Raw genomic sequence first — 22265 nt, 5'->3', positions numbered from 1 at the left:
AGTTCCTCATCATCGCCGTCTTCATCTAAAAAATCATCACTGGTCATCGTGCCGGTGACGCGGTAGTTGCCTTCGCCTAGGCCGGTTTCCAGCCGATAGGCCAGCTGCGCGGCATAATATTGAAAATTGTTGCCGTCATCGTTTTCACCCACGTCCATGATCAAGCCTCTGGCGCTGAAATTGCCCCAGGCCCAATCGACCACACCGCCGATATCGTAGGACACAAAATTGCCCACCACCGCGTTGACAAACACCTCATTTTGAAACTGGCCGTATTCATCGTTGGCAAAGGCGTTTTCATCCACGTAATCGGTGGCATCGATGATGCCGCCGGAAAATCCCAGGTTGTGGGTCTCGCTGAACTCGAAGGTGTGGCTGGCCCAGGCGGTCAACAGATAATCGCGGCTGCGCCCGTTGATATCCTCAACGTCATCTTCCAAATCGGCGGCCCAGGTGGCCAGCTGAAAAGGGGATTTAACGTTCAGCCCGTTGTTGGCCGAAAAACCGAACTTGGTAAACAACTCGCCGTTGTCATAGGGCCGAAAGCTCATTTCCGGCTGAAAGGCCACTGAGGCTTTGGGACCGTCGTCAACGTCTTCTCCATCGGCGTCTTCATCGCCCTGCAGAAACTGCCAGTTGCCGGCCAAAACACCGCCGACAGAAAATTGGTCGGTCACGTCGTAGCCGAAGGCATTGGGTTGGAAAATAAGCAGCGCTGATAAAACAGTTAAACATAAATAAAATCCTAATTTGTTAGCAAACATGTAGTTCTCCTCCCTGTTTTAGAATGCGAATTTATATCGCGTCCGGATAGAAATAAATTCCCTACTAAAAACCACAGAATTCACATTATTGTAAGGGTTTCAGACACCTCCTTTCAGTTTGACGATTTCTCATTAAATTTCCAATGATAATCAATTTAGGGATAGCGAACGTAGGGCACACGGTACATCACCTGCACATCCCGTGAACGAATATCCTGCATTTCGTAGCGCTCGATGATGCCATCTTTGAGCGGGATGAAATCGCCTGAATGATCTTTGAGCACGGTGAATAGATCGGCCAGAGGAATTTCGTGTTCGAATATGTTAAAGGGGTAGCTGTCCACAGGGATTGTTGCGGTTAACCCAAAATAGTGAATCCGCTCCCCATTCCGCTTTTGCGTAAAACCGGTGTCCGAAGGCAGATACAGTACACGGCTGTTATTCATTTTCATTGATGGTGTGCCAGCGTGGTCTTTTTTCCTTATTCCGTTGTGATCGGAATTGGGCCTGTTTTTCATTTTTCCCTCACCGTCTTTTCCGGTTTCTTTTGTTCAGAGAAAATTTTAGGCCTCATGCCTGTAAGTTGATTGGACAAAGAAGGGAAACCCCTGCCAAGATTGTCCCTTCCTTGCCCGCAATGGGTGCCTTTTTTGCGCATTAACCGGTATTCAATTTGCAAATAAAAAAGCCCTTCAAGCGACAATGCTTGAAGGGCTGCACCCAGTTTTCTTAACCCTTTTTATATGATGCGCTATCCCTGTCTTCCGCAGGTCGATGGCAATTCAACAAGGCAGGTCTTCTGGCTCTCGGATCAGTCTACTATCTGCGCCTTCCCGTCTGGTTTCAACCAGACAGTGGCTGAATGCAGAATTCGTCCCCGATTACAGCGGCGGGACCACTCCCGATTTTAACGGGATTCCCTATTAAGCAAATGCACCTTGGGTGTTTTATAATTGAGGTGACGAGTGGTTGTCAATAGAATTATCTTATGAGGTAGAAATGGGTTGGTGAGATTTGATAGCTTTAAAAGCGGTTCAGACTAAAAATCTTTTTTTTCAGTTTTTTCGAGAATTTTGTTCAAGGTTGAATTGATGCTCAGCAACAGCCGCTTGATATCGTTTAACTGTTGCATCATGGAAGCATTGCCAGTGGGATTATTGGCTATACTAGCAGCGCGAGATCCGATTTTACGGGAAATGTCGTCCAGGCGGATACCCAGGGTGACAATAAAATAAAGTAACAGAATGAAGCCAAAGGTTTCCTCCCGCCAGTACAAAAACCGCCAGCCCAGGTATACAATGACCAAAAAAACCGCAGTGGTTAAAAAATACGGATGATCAACAATCCATTTTTTTATTTTTCCAACCATCGTTTTCTTTACGATTCATTTTCTTTCTGGCTTCGATTTATAAAAAGCACCGATATCACTTGCTGAGGTTGCGTTACAGCATAAGTGGCAAAAAATCACCAGCAAATAATCGCTTTTTTATAAAATACTTTGCGTCTTTGCGCGAGATAATTTCCAGCCTAAACCACCCTACTCGCCTAAATTTTCAAGAGAATTCAGTATCTAAGACTTTTTTGACTCCTCTTCTCTCAAAACCCGCCGCAGGACCTTGCCCACATTGGAAACCGGCAGGTTTTGGCGAAATTCCACTTGTTTGGGCCGCTTGTAGCCGGCCATCTTTTCTTTACTGAAAGCCAGGATTTCATCTTCGGTGGCTGTTTGACCCGGTTTTAATTGAATATAGGCTTTAACCGTCTCCCCGCTCGTTTCATCCGGCGCGCCGATCACCGCGGCCAATTCCACTTTGGGATGCTGAAACAAAACATCTTCAACATCGCGGGGGTAGACGTTAAATCCGCCAACGATAATTAAATCTTTTTTGCGGTCGGTCACCAGGATATAGCCATCTTCGTCAATATGACCGATGTCGCCGGTTAAAAAATAGCGCTTGCCGTCAATTTCACGAAAGACTTTTTTGGTTTCTTCGGTCCTATTCCAATAGCCCTGCATGACCTGGGGACCGCAGATGGCGATTTCACCATCCTCGCCCTGCGGCAACTCCTGTGTTGCCGTGTCAATATCCAAAATTTTGATGTCGGTGCTGGGCATCGGAAAGCCGATGGAACCGATTTTACGGCCCTCTTTGTTGGTGGGGTTGGCGGTGGCCACCGGAGCTGTTTCACTCAAACCGTACCCTTCAAAAATAATGGCCCCAGTTTTTTCCTCAAACTGTTTGCAGACCTCCGGCGGCAGCGGCGCCCCGCCGGAGAAGCAGCCGACAAATGAGGATAGATCATATTTTTCAAGCAGGGTATGATTGGTAAATGCCACAAAGACCGTTGGAACCGCCGGCATGATGGTCGGTTTGTATTTCTGTACGGCTTTGAGAACCTCCGTAAAAGGCGGTTTGCCGGCCCGGGGATCCGGCACGCATATCAGCGCACCGCCAATGTAGCAGGCATACAACATGGCAACCGTCAGGCCAAAAACATGATACCACGGCAACACGCCCAGAACCGTATGGAAGCCGCCGTGCCGAACCTTTTCAGGCGTCTTCCCCGGTTCGTGCACAAAGCGGGCCCATTCATCCAGGGCCATCAGATTGGAGGTAAAGTTGGTATGCACCAGAGCGGCGCCTTTGGGAACGCCGGTGGTCCCCCCGGTGTAGATGATCAGAGCCAGATCCTCGGCGGGATTAATGTCAATGGCCGGTGGCTGCGGTTGGGCGCCGGCAACCACATCATCAAAAAAAAGATGGCCACTCTGGTAATTTCCGGCCTTGGGAATTTTTCCCAAAAGCCCGCCGATCAGTGCTTTAATGGGCGGCAGGTATGATTTAACCCCGCATAATACCACCGTTTCCACCTCGGTGCCCTCAATGGCTTCAACGGTGGTCGGATAAAACCGGGGGTGATCCATGCAAAAGACCACCTTTGCACCGGCATCCTTTAGCTGATAATTTAGCTCATTGGCGGCATACAGGGGATTGCAGGTGACACAGACAGCGCCGGCCTTTAAGATCCCGAAGAATATGGCCGGGTAATGGGGCAAATTAGGCAGGAAAATGGCCACGCGGTCGCCTTTTTGGATACCGCGAGAGGTCAAAAAATGGGCGATGCGATCGGCCGTGTCTTGGACCTGGGCAAAGGTACGGGTGGCGTCATTGAAAATCGTGTATACCTGATCCGGGTATTTGTCGGCAGATTCATCTAAAACAGAAAACAGAGGTTTTTCGTATCCTGAAATTTCATGCGGGACGCCCTCCGGCCAGTTGGGTGCCGGCCAAGTTGAGGCTGTCATGGGAACCTCCTTCAAACTGAATTTTAAATAAAAATTAATGAGAAGTAGTGATGTTATCTTAATAGTAACAAACTATTCAAATCCACAAATTGATGAATATTGCAAATCAATCTTAACTTCGCATTAATTTTCATGCAAGATTTAGATTACAGATATGAGGAGAACTCCGTTTGAATCACTTCATAAAGCTCTTCTCCGATGGCCAGGCCCAGATCAATGAATTGCGGCCCATATTTTTGGCCGGTGGTCGTTCTGAAGGTGGTTTTAATACTCCTGATTTTTTCCATACCCTGGGGGTAGCCTTCCATAAATTTGGTTAGCGGTGGATTAAAATAAGAGACCATGTCCCAGAGGGTGTCGTGAAAATTATCCGGACCCCAGCGAAATTTGTCCGCGTCATACAAACAGTTTGAAAGCAGCTCGCCTTCGGGTGAGGTGGCATCTATCGGCTCTTTAAAGGCCTCATGATTTTGAATGGCAGCCGAGATTTTGTCGATCTCTTCAGTGGAATACGCATATTGTTTTAGCAGTTTCCTTGCATGTTCGGCGGCGTGGGTGGAATGATCCTTTTGCTTGCGTTTAACGTCATGCAGCAAGCCGGCGGTGTGGGCCAAACAGACCAGGCGTGAAAGCGGATCTTCATCAAATCCTTTTTGCCCGGCTTCGATGACCATTAAGGCGCCGGCATCATGCGAAACCTTGACGGCATGCATCAGGCCGTGTCCGAAATCATTTTCCAGGGTTCCGGCAAGAAATGCCAACAGTTTTTTGATATCACGGCTGCTATCAAAGTAACGCTTGGAGGCCTCATCAGCCTCAGAATGCTCATGATAAAAAACCGGAGTGGGATGACGCAAGATGATTTGGCGGGCGCGCTGACGAATTTGATGATAAATGGGTTGCATATATATGCGTATTCTTGGAGTGGTGGCGTATTGGAGTAGTGGAGCTGTTTTGATCTTGGATTTTGGATTGCGGATTTGGGATGGTAAGGAAATAATTCGTATCAGAATAGTCTGTTTTTTAAATCTAAAATCTAAAATCCAAATTATTATAGCTCCATTACTCCAGTTTTAGAAAACAAGGTTGCGAATGAAAAAAATGGGTGTTCAAAAGTAACGAATCGTTCAGATTATGGGACCCTATATTTCCGACAGTGAAAAGGGTCTACCGCACACCTTCCAGCGGCCATCTTCTCTGACCAGCGACAGGGTCTCATCAACATCATGCGATTCCATGAGAAAAAACAGTCGCCCAATTAGGGTAAAAACAGGATTAATGGATCTAAACCGCTCTCCGGTAATTCTGACCTCGGCATTATTTTCATCGACCATTTGGATTTCAGTGGCGACATGCGACAACTGGTTTTGCATGTAACTCTTAGAAAATCCCAGTAACCTGGCCCGGTCAGCTACTGAATTCAAATACGTATTCACAATATTGAGCTCTTCATCCTCCGCCATCTCACTGCACAGACGTTCCGACATCGAAGGGCCGTCCAACATGAAATAGGCTTGGGCGAAATCAACCGCTGCCGTTGCAGGGCTTTCTGTTTTACCAACAGCAATCAATAACCCCTGCAGAATAATAAAAACCACAACCACGAAGCCAATAATCGATAGATTTTTACCGCTTAGCATTGATTTAACCTCCATTAAAGAAAACCCTGAACCGCCGCTTGCGATTTGGGATGATCAACAATCAGATGGCGACAGATGTCAAGTGTGATTCTGGCTGTGAGCGCCATCTGCCAGGCATCAAAATGTGGACGTATCCCCCTAACATAAAACGGCTGCCGATGACAAGAATTTTTAAAGCCTCATCTGCCGTCACCTTGTACCGAAATCGTTTGGTTTGCCTCAGGCGTCACTTTCGGGTAATCTTATTTACTGGAGGTACTGTCAAGAATAGATTGATAATCAAAACAATAGCGCAGGCTGGCGAAACAAAAAGGATATGTTAATGAAAAACGGAGAAGAAACGGCCGTCGGCCACATTTTAAAGGCTGTCCTTTACTCATGGGACGGGTTTAAAATCGCATGGACCCAGGAAAAGGCGTTCCGGATTGAAACGGTGGTCATTGCGGTATTTCTGCCTATCGGCATCTGGATGGGTCAGACGATGGTGGAATGGGCGCTGCTGATCGGCTCCAGCATGCTGGTCCTGATTACCGAATTGCTAAATTCGGCAGTGGAAAATGTCGTCAACCGCATTAGCACGGATCATCACATTTTATCCAAGCAGGCAAAAGATCTGGGCTCAGCAGCGGCAGCCGTCAGCCAGCTGACAGCGGTTGTCATCTGGGGTCTGATTGCTTATGGGCGCTTCTTCAGTTGAGATTTATATTAAGATAAATCAGGCTGTTAATTAGCACCTCTGTATATTATAACGATACGCTAATTGAGCGCTTGTCGAGGTTGCCGCAGCTACACGGCAGATGCCGTTTCGCTATAGTGTACTATGCGGAACGGCATCTAACACAGTAGATGCGGTGAGATCGGCAAGCCCGAAGGGTTTCAAAATTTAAAACTATAAATCGACAGAATTCCTTGAAAAATTATTAGTCTGTTTTAAAAGTTGGAACGCTCAATTAGGGTCGTAAAATACACCGCTTAACATGCGGCGCAGCGACCGCTTTAAGCTGCTCAAGTTCCTGATCGCTATATTCATAATTAATTTCTTTAAAAAATTCAGGATGCAGCATTTCACTTTCGTGAAATCGCTGCAGCGCATAGAGGCGGGCGCCTTTAATCAGGCGACAGATGTTTTCGATGATTGGTTCGGTTACAATGGGTTTGACGCAGGTCGTCCTGAATTCATAGGCCACTGCTGAATCCATGATGATCTCGATGCTCGCAAGAATGGCGTTGACATTGCAGCTGGTTTGAATATAGGTGGCGTATTGGACTGGATCGGTCTTCAGATCCATGGCGATGTAATCCACCAGTCCATCTGCAATTAACCGCTCGATCACCTGTGGGCGGCTGCCGTTGGTATCCAGTTTCACCGGATATCCCATTTTTTTGATCTGGCGGCATAAATCATAAAGGTCTGTCTGCAAGGTCGGCTCACCGCCTGAAATAACAACGCCGTCTAAAAATCCCTTACGGGTTTCAATAAAACGCAATACGCTGCCCGGATCAAATTCAGACTCGCGTCGGGAGCAACCGCTGACCAAATCCGGATTATGACAATAAGGGCAGTCAAAGTTGCAGCCCGATAAAAATATGCCGCAGCTGAGCTTGCCGGGATAGTCAATCAGGGTATTCTTTAGTAAGCCACCTATAAACATCGTATTGATAATCCTTATGATAGTTATCAGGTTTGAGTCACCAGGTTCAAAGGTTCTGCGTTCAAAGGTTCAGAGGTTAAGTAATGAAAAAAGCTGTAGAATTAAAATTAAAAACAATCTGCAAACACTCTCCAACCCTGAACCCGGAACCTTGAACCTTTAAACCTAAGCAACTTTATACACCTTGCGGTCGCTGTATTCAGCCTGTTTGCCGTTATTCCATTGCTTTACGGGTCTCAAATATCCGACTACCCGGGAATAAACCTCCGTTTCCTGATCACACACCGAACATGCCGGCTGCTCGCCGTTGATATATCCGTGAGAGGGGCAGACACTAAAAGTTGGTGTCAAGGTAAAATACGGCAGTCGATAATTGTCCGTAACTTTTCTGATCAAATTTTTGATAGTTTCGATGTCACTGACATGTTCGCCCAGGAATATATGCAGAACTGTTCCGCCGGTATATTTGGCCTGGAGATGATCCTGCAATTCCAGGGTTTGAAATATGTCCTCACTGTAATTGACCGGCAGCTGGCTGGAGTTGGTATAATAAGGCGCCGCACCGTTGCGGAAGTCGTCCTCATTGGCGCAGACAATACCAGGAAACGCCTTTTTATCCAGCATGCACAGGCGGTAAGACGTGCCCTCGGCCGGTGTGGCCTCCAGATTGAAAATGTCGCCGGATTCTTCCTGTATTTGAGACATTAGATCGCGCAAATAATCCATCACTTCCAGAGAAAACTGCTGGCCTGCTTCGGCACTGATGTCTTCACCCAAAAAATTCAGACAGGCTTCATTCATTCCAATAATGCCGATGGTGGAGAAGTGATTTTTCCAGTACAGACCTGCGCCCTCTTTGATATGACGCAAATAAAACCGTGAGTACGGATACAGGTTTTTGTCGGTGAAAAGCTCCAAAACCTTACGTTTGATCGAGAGGCTTTCGGCGGCCAGTTGGACCTTTTCTTTAAGCATTTTGAAGAATTCACCTCGGCTCTGGCTGGCAAAACCGATTCGCGGGAGGTTGATTGTCACCACACCAATGGATCCGGTCAGGGGATTGGCACCAAAAAGCCCACCACCGCGTTTGAGCAACTCGCGGTTATCCAGCCGCAGTCGGCAGCACATAGAGCGGGCATCTTCAGGCGCCATATCGGAGTTTACAAAATTAGAAAAATAAGGGATCCCGTATTTCCCGGTCATTTTCCAGACCATATCCAGATTGGGGTTGTTCCAGTCAAAATCAGCCGTAATGTTGTAAGTGGGTATCGGAAATGTAAACACCCTCCCTTTGGCGTCGCCATCCATCATGACTTCGGCAAAAGCCTTGTTGATGAGGTCCATTTCAGGCTGAAATTCGCCATAGGTTTGGGCCTGTTCGATTCCGCCAATGATCACTGGTTGATCTTTTAAAAGCGGTGAAACATTCAAATCCAAGGTAATATTGGTAAAGGGCGTCTGGAACCCCACCCTGGTCGGAATATTGATGTTAAATATAAACTCCTGCAAGGCCTGCTTGACCTCGTCATAATCCAAACCGTCGTAGCGGACAAACGGTGCCAAAAGCGTGTCGAAATTGGAAATGGCCTGCGCACCGGCGGCTTCACCCTGTAAGGTATAGAAAAAATTTACAATCTGACCCAAGGCAGAGCGCAGATGCTTGGGCGGCGCACTCTCGACCTTGCCTTCAACCCCCTTGAAACCCTCGCGCAGCAAATCCTGCAAATCCCAACCAACACAATACACCGACAATAAATTCAAATCGTGAATATGAAGATCACCATTTTTATGGGCTTGCCGGATTTCAGGCGGATAAATGCTGTTGAGCCAGTATTCAGATGTTACCTCTGAAGAGATGTAATTGTTGAGGCCTTGCAGCGAATAGCACATATTGCTGTTTTCTTTGATTTTCCAATCCAGTTTCTGAATATAATGATTGACCAGATCGACATTGGCCTTGGTGGTGATCTGTCTGATCTGGGCATGTTGCTCTCGGTATAAGATGTAGGCTTTGGCTGTTTTAAAGAAGGGTGAATCCAGCAGAACCGCTTCAACAATGTCCTGAATCTCCTCCACTTCAGGATCCGGATCCAATTGTAGCTCGTGCGCCAGCGTCAAGACGCGCAAGGTGAGTTTTTTGGCTTCTTTGTCGCCAAATTCACTGGTTGCGTTTCCGGCTTTGGTAATTGCCGCTGTGATTTTAGATGCATCGAAATCGACTACTCTTCCGTCTCTTTTTTGAATTTTTTCCAGCACTGAAGTCACCTCACATCGTTTCGTTTTAGATTGATCAATTATGCTGTCGTCACTCATTGGCCGATGTCTACAGGATCCGACATTGGTTCCGTCAAGCAATTGCGGTATATTGCGTTTTTAGCTGGCTAGGCGGTCAACATTGACGATAGGGTGCAGCCAACAGATTCGTTCAGGTTAATTGGACCGAAAGAAAGGGGCTTATGAGAGCCCCCCGAAGTGTAAAATAGAGTAAATTGCTGTAAAATGCTGTAAACTCTTAAAGCTAAAAAAAACCACAACATGTGGTTTTTCATCTTACTGAATCAGATACTACCACAACATATTGATGTTTGTCAATAAAAAAAATCTATATATAGGGGGTTTGTGACAAAATTAGCTGCGACCAGGCAAATATTTAATTTAAAATCAGAGTTTTATTTACTTTATTGTGCCTGCAGCAGTTAATTCTGCTATATACCGGATCTTGTCATGGAGGGAATCGTGTTAAATTCAGGCTTGAGGGGGGCACAAAAAAACGTAAATTTCGCTATTTATAAACAGACATTCGGATTGAACCATCCTGAAATTGATAGGATTAACCTATCAATAAGCGCTCATTTTTCTCGTATTGCCAAATGATGATAAATGCCGATATTATCCATAATTAAATCAAAAAGTATTGGATTATAAAATTTAAGATTCAAAAAGGAGGTTGCCATGAATTTCACAGATAAAGAACACAACTACATCGAAACTGACGAAGAAAGAGAGCAAGGGCACGAAGATACCCGATATAAGAATTTTGAGTGCGATAATCCTCTGGGATGCAATTTAGGAATTGATGTGGCCGGATAGCGGAGCGATCCTAAATAGATACAAGGGCAGCCGTCACCTGACGCTGCCCTTTTTTTATGGAAAATTAAGATAGGATGGAGATATCTGGTTTAGGTTTGATTATGCCACCCATTTAATTTTGAAGTTAGAGGTTCATAGTCGAAATTCACAATTCACCCAAAATGTGTATTTCGTTGTGTAGTGCTAAATTTTAGTGCCACCCTTTTATACCTGTTATTGCGACCTGGTTACAAATATCCATAGTTGCCAAAGTGGCATTTGCCGCAAAACAAGGCCGATTTCTAATCCGTTTGATTGAGATCCTCTCTACCCCCATATAAGCGATAGAGATCGGTTCCTTGCAAAATATCGGGCGGCGTGCTCCAGTCCACGGCCTCTTCGTGAACAACCTTGCCGTTCACCATCGTAGCCAGGACGTTGGCTTCAGCGATCTCATCGGTGGTACATTCGAAGAGGTTCCGGTCCAGAACAATCAGGTCCGCGCGCTTGCCGACTTCGATCGAGCCGATGATATCGTCCCAGCGAAGGGTAAAGGCGGAGTCAATGGTGTAGGCCCGTATGGCCTCCTCGAGACTCAGGGCCTCACTCATCGGCGGCAAGAACTCTGTCTCACCCGGATTCTTGCGTGCCATAGCGATGGAGATCTGCAGCATCGGATTGAGGGGAGCAGTCGGCGAATCGGCGCTCATGGTGACCCGAACACCGATGTCGAGGAAGGACTTCATCGGTTGGTAACCCCAGCCGTGGTAGCGTTCTTTTCCGAGACGTGAGAGATTCGTTTCATCGGGTACGGCATTCATGGCCGCGAAGGTGTTGACGATGACGTCGAGCTCTTTGAATCGAGGTTTGTCGTCGGGATGAACCAGGCTGGTGTGCGCCGTGGTGAGGCGGACCTTGTCGTAGCCGGCCTTGCGCACCGCCTCAAAGGTATCGAGTGTCTGGCGAACGGTGCGGTAGCCGATTGTGTGAACATGGATGTCGTAGCCTTTCTTCGCGGCTCGCAGCGTAATCTCTTGCTGCAGTTCGGGTGTAAAAGAGGTGATACCGGTCGATTCAGGCTTGTCAGCATAGGGCTCGATGGTTCCGGCCGTCCAGCCGTCATAGGATCCGTCTGCGTGGATCTTGAATGTTTCGACCTTAAAGAACTCGCCATTGTACATCGGAACGAACCTGGCCATCTTTTCAAACGCCCCCTCGTTCATGTATTCTCGCTGGGTCATGACCGAGGCCGAGATCCGCATGGTGAGTTCGCCGCGCTTTTCGAGTTCACCCATCGCAGCGAAGGTGGCTTTTTCAAAAGCCGGGGCGCCGGCATCGAAGATGGCCGTCACGCCATTTCCGGCAAAATCATCCAGCACCTTCGGGGCCTGGGCTACGGCCGCCTCCTGCGTGATGATGTCGAGCTTGGCGAGCATGTAGACGACCGCCGCTGACGAGGCCACATAACCGTTCGGTGTGCCGTCCTCCTCGCGCCCGAAAGAGTCGATCGGATCCGGTTCACCCTTCTTGATGCCGGCCACCTCGAGTGCCTTTGTGTTGCACCAGCCGCCGTGGCCGGATGCCGCGATCATCAGGAACGGCTTGTCCTTGATGATCTTGTCGATGTCCTGCCGGAAGATATCGACCCGACCCTCATAGGCGCCGCCAAAAGAGAACATCGGAGCGTCAGGTTTCTCCTTAACATACTCCTTCACCGCTGCGAGCATCTTGGCCGCGTTCTGCGTGTACTCCATCATCAATCCCGAAGTGAATCCCATCAGCATAAGCGCGTGCTCGTGAGTGGACACAATGCCGGGCATCATGAATTTGCCCTTCATGTCAGCAACGGTGGTATCCTCGCCGATGTACTTTTTCACGCCTTTGTTGTCGCCGACGTAAACGATGTCGGTGCCCTTGATGGCAACTGCTTCCGCCCAAGGCTGTTTTTCGTTCACTGTGTATACTTTACCGTTGAGCGCCACTGTGTCAGCGACTGGGTGTTCTTTCTTGTATTCAGAACTATGGGTTTTTGGGGCAGAAGCTGTTTTGGCCGGTTGTTCAGTTTCAGATGATTTCATCTTAGGTATTTTATATATCGTTACCCCAATTAGGACGATTGCGACCATAACGAGTAATGTCAGCAAGGTATAAGCTATGCTCGATCCTTTATTATTCACTGTTCAGTCCTTTCATTTTGATTAGCATGTAAATCTATGAGCACCTTCGTTTGGGATTACGTTTATTCCGATTTATCTAACATATTTATTTCTAAATCCAGATGGTAAATAATCATATTTATTTCTAAAAGGCTACACATTTTTGGTCTAAGTACAGCAGACTGTCACTATACAAAAAGTGAGATTAATGCAATATGTGGGCGTACTGCTATTTAGTCTTCAATCTTCTGACATATTGAAAGAAACCCAAATATCACAATTTTACAGATACAGCCATGTTGCAGATTACATGAGCATAGGCAATATATTTTGGTTTTCCTAAAAATGTGGACTTCGTGCCTGCTTACACAATTAAGAGAACCGATATATTTTTTGGATTACGATATATAATATGGGATTTAAAAAACGACCGCTTACAAGTGACCGGGAAGACCTTGGGGTGTTTTCTGGCCGGGTAATATTTTCTATTTTAAATTTGAAGTGATCAATCAGGGGAATCGGAAAGTGACAGCAGATGCGCTCTGAGGTTCTTACGGGTGTTTTCCAGGCCGAGTTTTTTTCTCAGATTTTTGCGGTGGAAACTGACCGTGGTTTCTGACACCGTCAATATATCAGCAATTTCCTTGGTGGATTTCCCCTCTCTGACAAGCGCCGCTACCTGGATCTCCTGGGGGGTTAAAATGATTTCGGCATTGACAAGCCGCTGCAAAAGGGGAGAGACGATATCCTGCAGATTGGTATCAATCATATCGACCAGCGCTTTGTCACGGGGCTTAAGGTTCTTGTTTTTCAATTTGGCTACATAAGGCGTGATCAAAACGTTGATATTTTTTAACACTTTGCTTTCCAGCTCGGCCTTGTCTTGCTCTCGCTGTTGCAGCAATACTTTTAAAGCCGTATTGACCTCTTCAAGGTGTTGGGTTTTTTGTTGCAGATCCAGCTCGTGTGCCTTTAGGGCTTCCTCTGCCAGCTTGAGGGCGGTGATGTTTTCATGGCTGACAACAGCGCGCATGGGGCCGGGGCCGGGTATGCGGGTTACCCGCAAATAGAACCAGCGTTTCTCAGTGGGCGAATGACATGGATAATCCAGCAAAAATTCGTTGATCTCACCTTTGATGACCGATCGAATACCCTCGGCCACTGATTTGGCTTCTTCAGAGCTTTCACCTTTGGCCAGATCGCAGACGGAAAGATAATTAATCGGTGATGCTTCAGCAGATGCTTGCAATCGATTATCCTGGGCAAAATTCAGCCAGGCCCGATTGGTTTTTAAAATCACCCCGTTTTCGTCCAATATTGCGATATGGGCGGATAGAGCGTCCAGAATGATATTGGCAAGGGACTCGTTAATTTTCATAGCCAACATGCCGGGAACCAGTTTAGGTTGTAGTCGGACCATCAGCGGCGGGGACCAAACGCCAGCAGCCAACGACGCGCATCATCACTTATTTCGCTTCGGTTATCCAGATAAAATCCCCAATAGTCAGTTCAGCATCATCTCCCGCCGGAGCCAGGTAAACCGTTCGAAACGGAGCACCGGTGCGTCGAAAGGTGCGGTTGGGCACGCCGTATTTGTATTGAATATGGCCGTTGCCAAGCAGCGCAATAACTTTTCTACTGCCAAGATCCCTGGAAATTGATTCGGCCATGATTTCATCCCATACGCACTGGGCCATATAAAAGTCATCAAATTGGATGCGGCTGGGAAAATTATGTTGATCAAAGATTGTCTTGGCGTAATTTCGGTGTGCGCTGTTGGCGGTATCGATCTCTTTGGGCAAATACATTTTATCGCTGATAGACAAGTTCTCGATGCCACCTTCGCGAATGCGGCCGGGGATATGAAAAGGAATGTTAAGGGCCACTAATTTGATTTTATTTTGTTTGATGAACAGCAGGATATCCCGATACAAGGAAAAATCATAGCGCCAGTTTGCATACCAATGAGTTTTGCGCAAAAATGCTTCTTCATCTAGCACACCGGCTGACCATAAATCCAGGACCGGCTGATAGGAACGATCAAACATCTCCATACCAACGACAAGATCGTGATTACGTTTAAAAGCGGCCTGGATGATTTTCAGCTGGATAGAATGATGTGAGACGCTGGTGTGCCTTTCGCCAACAAAGATGATCTGGTGACCATTCAGATCCGCCATCATTTCATCAAAAGTCACTTCTTTTCCTAATTCCGCAGATATAATCGTGTCCGGCCGAAGTGCTTTGACCGTCTCTGGCTTTACCGCCTTATCAGATGTTCCGGCACAGCTGCCCAACAAACCAAAGAGCGCAAGACCGGAAAGACAGCGGCCCAAGACTGCCAGTGCATTTGTTTTTACGTTTGTTTTTTTGTACATGACCACACCTTGATTTTTCGCGTTGAGACCGATAGAATGGGTGCATAAACGAATCTAACAATGACAATCACCGGGCATCAGCATCTATACCTTGCTGCGTTGATGCTCCGGACAGCAACTTATGATACAGTTCAATGTCTGCTGACAAGAATCCCGTATTTAGAAAAGCCGTTATCCCCTGGTACAATTCTACCACAGCTCATGTCATCGTGGTCGTACTTATGCTCCTGGTGTTGCTATTTGCAATTAGCGGCATTGCCGTTGCCCGGGAGAACCCCACCTATCATGGATTCATTTGGGTTCCGGCTGTGTTGCTTGCCATGAGCGTCGCAATCATCGCCGCGACAGCCATCCGTTTAATTAAGCGCTATGTCCAAAGATCCAATCGCTAAGGCCTCGATTAGCGCAGTGACTTGTATTTAGAAAATTTATCCATCTTTTTGATGAATTCAACCTTCAGATTTGTGATAGATGCGATGGGCCGCCCTGTCTTCAACTAGCGGATAGATCAGCTCTATGAAATGGTAAAGTATACGAGCTGTTGCGCCCCATATGATGACATCTTTAAAAGGATATTCAAGCTCGTCCATAGTAGGCATGTGCGCATGAAATTTTTTGGTTTGATGCGTCTTGATAAGCGTTTTCAGCGGGATTTCCAGGATTCGGGAGATTTCGGTAGGATCATAATGCAACGGCCCCTTGCCGTCCCATAATCCAACAAATGCCTCAATATCCCTGGGTCGGGTGAGGGTCTGGAAGTGCCCGAGGGAGCCGATAAATTTGACCCGATCTTTGCTGATGGTCAGCTCTTCTTCCAATTCCCGAAAAGCAGTCGCTATCGGAGTGGAATCTGTGTTTTCCATATGGCCGCCCGGCAAGGCCACCTGGTTGCGCCAGGGATAGCCTTCCGTATCAGCCTTCTGGATGGCCAGAATGTATGGATCCGGCCGGTTGAACAACAGCAAAAACACGCAGGCAGGCCTGTGTGAATTAACCGCAGGGCTTCCCAAAGGGCTGGAATGTTGGATCACTTTTTTAAGATACTTATAATCGATGTTTGCAACTTCCATAACTCAAATCAGCTTATCACCTAAGGCGGCGTTCGCCGGAATTCTCAGTACGATCCGCAACAGTCACCATGATGTGATGATCGTGGTGTCTGGACGGGCAAAATCAACAGAAGATGATTAATCCTGAGCGCGCTCTTGTAGAATAGTTTCTAAAATATAGGTCATTATTTTCGGCGGTATATAGCCGGGGCGCCGGCCGATAATGCTACCATTTTCAGCGATGAAGATGGTATCCGGCAGTCCTTTGACGCCGTATAGGCTAGATGTGTTTGTTTCCTTGTCATAATCGACTCTTATCGAAATAAAATTTTCATTTAAGGCTGAGATGACCGCCGGGTCTTGAAATGTCTCCTTCTCCATTACCCCGCAATAATAACACCAGTCAGCGGTAAAATGAATGAAGACCTTCTTTTTTTCAAATTTGCTGCGTGCCATTCCGTCATCATAGGAATGCCACTCAATCCCGGTCGCGGCGGCAGAACCGTCAATGAAAATAAAAACGGAAAAGAAAAAGCACAGAATCACGAAACCGGTGGTTTTAAATTTCATTCAATTCCTATCAATATATTCAAAAATATTCGATTCGGTAGTGAACTGACGTATAAGCGATCTCCAAAAGAGCAGATCACGCCAGCAAGTTGGCCGGTTTAGCCCGTTGAGCCGGTTTAGATCGGAAAAATGAGTGATTTTAGTTATACGGGAAACCGGACCAACGGGCTCAACCTGGGCACCTTTAATGTCTTTTACGATAGGTGATATCTAATTCTAACATCGATTCTTGTGCGTGGCAAACCAGGGGTAAGATCTCATGCTCATCACTTATCGGTTGAGAGGCCGGCTGAGCGATTGTTGGCGAAATTTTTGATCATCATCTGACCCAGTTCCTTTGAGCGATTGGTGGCCACCTCCACGGCATTGATCAGGGTGGTTCTCAAGCCGCCACTTTCCAGGGTGGCCAGACCGGCAATGGCGGTGCCCCCCGGAGAGGTCACCCGATCTCTGAGCTGTCCCGGATGTTCCTGGGTTTCCATCAGCATTTTGGCCGCCCCTAAAACGGTCTGAGCGGACAGAAAGAGGGCCTCCTGACGTGACAAACCAACTTTGACACCCGCATCTGCCATGGCTTCGACGATCAAAAAGATATATGCCGGACCACTGCCGCTCAGCCCGGTAATGGCATCCATCAGGTAATTTTCGGGAATGAAAACCGTCTTGCCGATGGAATTAAAAATGGTCATGGCCAGCTTGATATCCTCTTCGGTTGCGTTCTTTCCGGCCGCAACAGCCGTGGCTGCTTCTTTAACTGCCGCCGCAATGTTGGGCATGACACGAATCAGACGCAGCTTCTTATTCAGACACGACTCGATGGCCTCCATGGGGACGCCGGCGGCAATTGAAATGATAAGTTTGGACATATCCAGATGTTGAGCGGTTTCGTTGAGAACAGCCGCCATGATCTGGGGTTTGACGGCATAAACAACGATATCCGAATCGGCTACGGCTTCCAGATTGTTGTTGGTTGTTTGAATCCCGTATTGCTCCCGTATGTCGCTAAGTTTGGCCTCGCGAACATCGGTGCAAATAATATTCTCGGGCTTGGATGATGCCGAGCTGATCAGACCGCTGATGAGGGCTTCGCCCATGTTGCCCGTACCAATGATACAAATTTGTTTGTTTCTAAGCATGGTTTATAACTCCGAACATGCGGATTTAATCATATCACCCACAGAAAAGGTCCGACTTTTGCCCCGGGTTGACCGGCAAGTCATATGATATGGGTAAATTTCTCTTAAAATTTCTGCAATTTATAGCCTGTATAGGTGTTAGTCAAGCAAATAATCGGAACCGATTTCAAAAATGCATTTTTGAGATAGGCGCCACTTTAAGGGATAGTTTAAAGTGGCAAGCAGTTTTTCTCATATCTTATTTTCTTCGCTATTGACATTGGTTAAACGAAAGATTATAATGGTCTAACCATTATAATGATTTTTATTATTAGCGAAAGGAAATGTGCCGATGTTCCAGACCGCCAAACAAACCAAGGTTTTTCAGGATGTTGTTGCCCAGATTCAGGATGCCATTCTCGACGGGCGGCTAAAGACCGGTGACACCCTACCGTCTGAGCGGCAGCTTAAAGACATGTTTAATATCAGTCGCGGCACACTACGCGAAGCATTGAGAGTCCTGGAACAAAAGGGCTTAATCGAAATCAAGCTCGGTGTCGGCGGCGGTTCGGTGGTCAAAGACCTGAATGCCGATCAGGTGAGCGAAGGCCTGGCGTTGTTAATCCGGTCGCAAAAGGTTTCATTAAACCATCTGGCTGAATTTCGTGAAGATGTGGAGGGATTTGTGGCCGCCCGCGCTGCTGCCAATCGGTCGGCCGCAGACATCAGCATACTGACTGAGCTTTTAAATCAAGCCGGCAAATGCATCGAGGCGGGCCCTTCGCAGCGAGAAACCTTTCTCGAAATAGACAAACGCATCCACATGACCCTGGCACAGGTGGCGGCAAATCCGATATACATGTCGGTGCTGCATTCTGTCCATGACAACATCCATCGCTATTATGATGAATTTCTTTCTATGGATAAACGCGAATTACAAGAAAACTACCGGGACCTGTGTGATCTCGTGCACGCGGTTGAGAAGGGTCAGTCCGACCGGGCGCGTCGTCTGGCCCGCAACCATGTTCGCCGGTTCAATAAATATATGAAAAGCAGAGAAGGGCAAAAAGGAGCCATTACGGTTTAATGGCAAATAAAGGTATCAGTGTTTCCGCCGAAGGCGGATCAGGTGTCAACCCTTCCGATCGACCCTGACATCTGACACCTGAAACCTTATGTAAGAAACCCGATATAAGAACAGATCTTATAAATTTTTGAAAGCCATTAAGATGACCCTAAAGCGAATAGCTGAGCACCCAGTAATAGAGATCCCTGAAAAGAATGAAATCACTTTCAGCTGGAATGGCAAAAAGCTGACCGGTTATGAAGGTGAAATGATATCATCCACCCTTTTTGCCAACGGCATCCACATTTTTGGTCATCATCCCAAGGACAACAGTCCCCAGGGGATGTTTTGCGCCAACGGGCAGTGCTCACAATGCATGGTGATTGCCGACGGACTGCCGGTCAAATCATGTATGACGCCGCTGACCCAGGGTATGGTTGTCGAAAGTGTAGAGGGGCTGCCCAAACTGCCTGAAGATGATATCGAGCCGCAGCTTCATTCGGCGGCTATCAAGGAAGTTGATGTTTTGATCATCGGCGCCGGACCGGCAGGACTGGCGGCGGCGGTTGAACTGGGCAAACTCGGCGTTGACACGCTGATCCTCGATGATAAAGACCGCCCGGGGGGCAAACTTGTGTTGCAGACCCATAAATTTTTCGGATCGGTTGAAGACTCCTACGCCGGCACCCGCGGCTTTGAGATCGCGGCCATTTTAGATGAAGAAATCAGCACGCTCGAATCGGTTGACATCTGGTTAGACACCACAGCGGTCGGTGTGTTCTCAGATAAAATCATCGGCGCCGTAAAAGATGGACGCTATCAGCAAATTAAGCCGAAAAAGCTGCTGGTGGCCACCGGCGCCAGGGAAAAAATGTTATCCTTTCCGGGCAACACCCTGCCGGGAGTTTATGGTGCCGGCGCATTTCAAACACTGGTCAACCGGGACCTGATCAAGTCTTCGGAAAAGGTGCTCATCGTCGGCGGCGGTAATGTGGGTCTCATTGCCGGCTACCATGCCATCCAGGCCGGCATCGAAGTCGTGGCCCTGATTGAGGCCTTGCCGCAGGTCGGCGGGTATAAGGTTCATGCCGACAAACTCAAACGGCTGGGGGTGCCGATTTTGACCGGTCACACCGTCGTGGCCGTAGAAGGCCAGGATAAGGTCGAATCAGTAACAGTCGCCCGCCTGGATCGGAACTGGAAGGTGGTTCCAGATACCCACAAAACCTATGCGGTGGATACGGTTCTGATCGCCGTCGGGTTGGCGGAGGTTAACGAATTTTATTTAAAGGCCCAGCAATGGGGTATGGATGTCTTTTGTGCCGGTGACGCCCAGGAAATTGCCGAAGCATCCGCAGCCATGTTCACCGGCAAGATTGAAGGCTTGAAGATCGCCCAATCTTTAGGTGTGCCGGTGGGTAAGATTCCGCAAGAATGGGATGAAAAAGCCACCATATTAAAATCCAAACCCGGGCCGGCTGTGACGCGCAAACAACCGCAACAGGAAGAAGGGGTATTTCCAATTTTCCACTGTTACCAGGAGGTGCCCTGCAACCCCTGCACCTCAGTTTGCCCGGTCGGTGCCATTCGAACCGAGCGGGATGATATCACCGGATTGCCGTATATCATTGATTTAGACGCCTGCACCGGTTGCGGCAGCTGCGTGGCGGTTTGCCCGGGCCTGTCGATGATTTTGGTCGATTATCGGGACGACCCCGAGCACCCTCTGGTCACCCTGCCCTATGAAATCTGGCGCGAACGGGTTGAGGTGGGCCAGAAAGTCCCGGTCACGGATGTGGACGGGGCCATTTTGGGCTATTATCCGGTAGAGAAAGTATCCATGCGGCGCAAATTCCCCGGAACGCTATTGGTAAAGATTAAAGTCGATAAAAAAGTGGCCAAAGCAGCAATGGGCATCTGGGTGCAAGACGAGCAAATCGAGCCATCGCTGATATATGAAAAAGAATTGCCACCGGATGATGCTATCATCTGCCGTTGCGAACGCATCACCGCCGGTGAAATCAAGACGGCCATTCGCAAAGGTGTCAGAGATATCAATCAGCTAAAAGCCCTGACCCGTGTCGGTATGGGCGCCTGCGGCTCAAAAACCTGCCGGCCAATGATATGGCGGATCTTTCAAGAAGAAGGCATCGATCTGGGCACGGTAACCGATCGCGTTGATCGCCCCCTGTTTGTCGAAGTTCCCATCGGAATACTGGCGGGAGCCCATGAAGGAGGTCACCTTGAAGACAAGTGATGTGATCATTGTCGGAGCCGGGTCGGTGGGCGTGCCCACGGCCCTGGCGTTGGCTGAGCGCGACATCAAGGTGCGGGTAATCGATATGCATCCGTCACCCGGGCAGGGCGAAAACAAGCATGCTATCGGTGGCATCCGCGCGACACATTCGGACCCTGCCAAAATTCTTACCTGCCGGCGGTCCCTTGAAATTTTTTCCACCTGGCAGGACCGGTATGGTGACCATATTGAATGGCTCAAAGGCGGCTATAGCTTCCCGGTTTATCGCAAAAAAGATGAGACCATGCTAAAGAAGCTTCTGCCCGTCCAGAAAAAATACGGTCTCAATATTGATTTTTTGGGACCGGATGAGATTCAGAAAATTATTCCCGGCATCAATCCCGAGGGCCTTCGAGGGGGCACCTTTTCACCCGATGACGGCTCTATTTCTCCGTTGTTGACCGTTAATGCGTTTTATCATCGCGCTGTTGATCTGGGGGTTGCCTTTCACTTTAAAGAACGCGTTCGCCAAATACAGGTTAAAAACAATCGTGTTGTTGGCGTGCAGACTGAAAAATCCGAGTATGATGCACCGATTGTTATCGACACCGCCGGGCCTTTTTCACCGGAACTGAGCCGAACCGCCGGCATTGACCTGAAGGTAATACCCGATTCTCATGAAGGCGCCATTACCGAGCCGGTCAGACCGTTTTTTAAGTGCATGGTGGTGGATATTCGCCCCGCACCCGGATCCAAGAATTTCTATTTTTACCAGAATCTGCACGGCCAGGTGATTTTTTGTATCACCCCCGATCCGCCGATCATCGGCACCCATAAAGGCGAAACTGCCGAGTTCCTGCCCCAGGTCGGCGCCCGCCTGGTGCACCTGTTGCCGCGGCTGAAAAATTTAAGGGTGCGCCGCACCTGGCGCGGTCTTTATCCGATGACACCGGACGGCTCACCGCTAGTAGGCTGGAACCAGCGCATCAACGGGTTGATCCACATTACGGGAATGTGCGGCCAGGGATTGATGCTGGGGCCGGGGGCCGCGGAAGTGGTTGCGCGCCTGGTTGCGGATGAAACCACCGATGATGATCACATTATTTTAAAAGCGTTTGCGCCCCACCGACCGTTTAAGGGCCAGGAAGCGCTCAAATAGGGAAGCTGCAATCCGCCTGCAGCGGAATTGCAGTTTCGCCTCGCTGGTTAAATCGTGTATCAGTCGAATGGTTAAATCGTTTGCAATTCTGCTTCACGGAAAAT

At 48.1% G+C, this 22265-nt stretch carries 20 protein-coding genes and 1 riboswitch; of the genes, 6 read left to right on the top strand and 14 right to left on the bottom strand.

Going from position 1 to position 22265, the window contains the following annotated elements; all coding sequences use genetic code 11:
• The 6 genes from QNJ26_06885 to QNJ26_06860 all read right to left on the bottom strand — a co-directional run.
• Positions 1-764: porin (locus QNJ26_06885; protein MDJ0985251.1), on the bottom strand; the 764-nt coding region annotated here is incomplete at its 3' end.
• 155 nt (positions 765-919) lie between these two features.
• Positions 920-1282: a hypothetical protein gene (locus tag QNJ26_06880; GenBank protein ID MDJ0985250.1), complete on the bottom strand. Its 363-nt coding sequence runs from the start codon at positions 1280-1282 to the stop codon at positions 920-922.
• 253 nt (positions 1283-1535) lie between these two features.
• A riboswitch (cobalamin riboswitch) is annotated at positions 1536-1720 on the bottom strand.
• Between the two features lie 83 nt (positions 1721-1803).
• Positions 1804-2133 carry a hypothetical protein gene (locus tag QNJ26_06875; GenBank protein MDJ0985249.1) on the bottom strand — a complete coding sequence of 110 codons (330 nt, stop codon included), beginning with the start codon at positions 2131-2133 and terminating at the stop codon, positions 1804-1806.
• A gap of 201 nt (positions 2134-2334) precedes the next feature.
• Complete coding sequence (locus QNJ26_06870; GenBank protein ID MDJ0985248.1) at positions 2335-4071, bottom strand: long-chain fatty acid--CoA ligase; 1737 nt, start codon at positions 4069-4071, stop codon at positions 2335-2337.
• A 146-nt stretch (positions 4072-4217) separates the two neighbouring features.
• Positions 4218-4976, bottom strand: coding sequence for a hypothetical protein (locus tag QNJ26_06865; protein ID MDJ0985247.1), 759 nt, complete (start codon positions 4974-4976; stop codon positions 4218-4220).
• 237 nt (positions 4977-5213) lie between these two features.
• Positions 5214-5711, bottom strand: coding sequence for a hypothetical protein (locus QNJ26_06860; GenBank protein ID MDJ0985246.1), 498 nt, complete (start codon positions 5709-5711; stop codon positions 5214-5216).
• Positions 5712-6033: 322 nt separating this feature from the next.
• Here QNJ26_06860 and QNJ26_06855 point away from each other — a divergent pair, with 322 nt between their 5' ends.
• Complete coding sequence (locus QNJ26_06855; GenBank protein ID MDJ0985245.1) at positions 6034-6408, top strand: diacylglycerol kinase; 375 nt, start codon at positions 6034-6036, stop codon at positions 6406-6408.
• Between the two features lie 253 nt (positions 6409-6661).
• On the opposite strand, the gene QNJ26_06850 is transcribed toward QNJ26_06855, so the two are convergent.
• Together QNJ26_06850 and QNJ26_06845 are read right to left on the bottom strand one after the other, a co-directional pair.
• Positions 6662-7363, bottom strand: coding sequence for an anaerobic ribonucleoside-triphosphate reductase activating protein (locus QNJ26_06850; GenBank protein MDJ0985244.1), 702 nt, complete (start codon positions 7361-7363; stop codon positions 6662-6664).
• Between the two features lie 165 nt (positions 7364-7528).
• Complete coding sequence (locus QNJ26_06845; protein MDJ0985243.1) at positions 7529-9619, bottom strand: ribonucleoside triphosphate reductase; 2091 nt, start codon at positions 9617-9619, stop codon at positions 7529-7531.
• Between the two features lie 696 nt (positions 9620-10315).
• On the opposite strand from QNJ26_06845, the gene QNJ26_06840 reads away from it, so the two are divergent.
• Entirely contained in the window at positions 10316-10453 is a 138-nt protein-coding gene (locus QNJ26_06840) for a hypothetical protein (protein MDJ0985242.1), read from the top strand.
• A gap of 281 nt (positions 10454-10734) precedes the next feature.
• Here the strand turns inward: QNJ26_06840 and QNJ26_06835 are convergent, their stop codons facing one another.
• The 3 genes from QNJ26_06835 to QNJ26_06825 form a co-directional block, all read right to left on the bottom strand.
• Positions 10735-12510: an amidohydrolase gene (locus QNJ26_06835; GenBank protein ID MDJ0985241.1), complete on the bottom strand. Its 1776-nt coding sequence runs from the start codon at positions 12508-12510 to the stop codon at positions 10735-10737.
• Positions 12511-13093: 583 nt separating this feature from the next.
• A complete protein-coding gene (locus QNJ26_06830; protein MDJ0985240.1) occupies positions 13094-13966 on the bottom strand; it encodes a LuxR C-terminal-related transcriptional regulator in 873 nt (290 codons plus the stop codon).
• An 88-nt stretch (positions 13967-14054) separates the two neighbouring features.
• On the bottom strand, positions 14055-14966 hold the full coding sequence (locus QNJ26_06825) for a ChaN family lipoprotein (protein ID MDJ0985239.1): 912 nt from the start codon (positions 14964-14966) through the stop codon (positions 14055-14057).
• Between the two features lie 134 nt (positions 14967-15100).
• Between QNJ26_06825 and QNJ26_06820 the strand changes: the two genes are divergently transcribed.
• Positions 15101-15358 (top strand): hypothetical protein, encoded by a 258-nt coding sequence (locus tag QNJ26_06820; GenBank protein MDJ0985238.1) that lies wholly within the window; start codon positions 15101-15103, stop codon positions 15356-15358.
• A gap of 57 nt (positions 15359-15415) precedes the next feature.
• Here the strand turns inward: QNJ26_06820 and QNJ26_06815 are convergent, their stop codons facing one another.
• From QNJ26_06815 to proC, 3 genes are all read right to left on the bottom strand, one after another.
• On the bottom strand, positions 15416-16036 hold the full coding sequence (locus tag QNJ26_06815) for a CoA pyrophosphatase (GenBank protein MDJ0985237.1): 621 nt from the start codon (positions 16034-16036) through the stop codon (positions 15416-15418).
• Positions 16037-16153: 117 nt separating this feature from the next.
• Positions 16154-16585 (bottom strand): thioredoxin family protein, encoded by a 432-nt coding sequence (locus tag QNJ26_06810; GenBank protein ID MDJ0985236.1) that lies wholly within the window; start codon positions 16583-16585, stop codon positions 16154-16156.
• A 266-nt stretch (positions 16586-16851) separates the two neighbouring features.
• On the bottom strand, positions 16852-17721 hold the full coding sequence (gene proC, locus QNJ26_06805) for a pyrroline-5-carboxylate reductase (protein ID MDJ0985235.1): 870 nt from the start codon (positions 17719-17721) through the stop codon (positions 16852-16854).
• 331 nt (positions 17722-18052) lie between these two features.
• Here proC and QNJ26_06800 point away from each other — a divergent pair, with 331 nt between their 5' ends.
• The 3 genes from QNJ26_06800 to QNJ26_06790 all read left to right on the top strand — a co-directional run bounded on the left by QNJ26_06800 (position 18053) and on the right by QNJ26_06790 (position 22161).
• Positions 18053-18787 (top strand): GntR family transcriptional regulator, encoded by a 735-nt coding sequence (locus tag QNJ26_06800; GenBank protein MDJ0985234.1) that lies wholly within the window; start codon positions 18053-18055, stop codon positions 18785-18787.
• 142 nt (positions 18788-18929) lie between these two features.
• A complete protein-coding gene (locus QNJ26_06795) occupies positions 18930-21023 on the top strand; it encodes an FAD-dependent oxidoreductase (protein ID MDJ0985233.1) in 2094 nt (697 codons plus the stop codon).
• Positions 21010-22161 (top strand): FAD-dependent oxidoreductase, encoded by a 1152-nt coding sequence (locus QNJ26_06790; protein ID MDJ0985232.1) that lies wholly within the window; start codon positions 21010-21012, stop codon positions 22159-22161. Before QNJ26_06795 ends, QNJ26_06790 begins: the two co-directional genes overlap by 14 nt.
• The last annotated feature ends 104 nt before the right edge of the window (positions 22162-22265 follow it).

Source organism: Desulfobacterales bacterium (assembly GCA_030066985.1).
GTDB lineage: Bacteria > Desulfobacterota > Desulfobacteria > Desulfobacterales > JAHEIW01 > JAHEIW01.
This window is presented reverse-complemented; position numbering and strand designations above follow the sequence as displayed.